We start from the raw sequence: 617 nt of genomic DNA, 5'->3' as shown, positions 1-617 counted from the left end.
TATGTTGTACCATTTATTCGCTAATGGTTAAGTTAGAAAGGGCGCACGGTGAATGCCTTGGCACTAGGAGCCGATGAAGGACGGGACTAACACCGATATGCTTCGGGGAGCTGTAAGTGAGCTTTGATCCGGAGATTTCCGAATGGGGAAACCCACTGTTCGTAATGGAACAGTATCTTTATCTGAATACATAGGATATTGAAGGCAGACCCGGGGAACTGAAACATCTAAGTACCCGGAGGAAGAGAAAGCAAATGCGATTTCCTGAGTAGCGGCGAGCGAAACGGAATTAGCCCAAACCAAGAGGCTTGCCTCTTGGGGTTGTAGGACACTCTATACGGAGTTACAAAGGAACGAAGTAAATGAAGCGACCTGGAAAGGTCCGTCGAAGAAGGTAACAACCCTGTAGTTGAAACTTCGTTCCCTCTTGAGTGGATCCTGAGTACGGCGGAACACGTGAAATTCCGTCGGAAGCTGGGAGGACCATCTCCCAAGGCTAAATACTACCTAGTGACCGATAGTGAACCAGTACCGTGAGGGAAAGGTGAAAAGCACCCCGGAAGGGGAGTGAAAGAGATCCTGAAACCGTGTGCCTACAAGTAGTCAGAGCCCGTTAA

The 617-nt window shown here is 48.9% G+C and carries 1 rRNA gene; it reads left to right on the top strand.

The features are described 5' to 3' along the window. Positions 1 to 25: 25 nt before the first annotated feature. A 23S ribosomal RNA gene (locus ACNHOZ_RS28815) occupies positions 26 to 617 on the top strand; the annotation flags it as partial.

The organism is Priestia sp. D51 (assembly GCF_053345675.1).
This window is presented reverse-complemented; position numbering and strand designations above follow the sequence as displayed.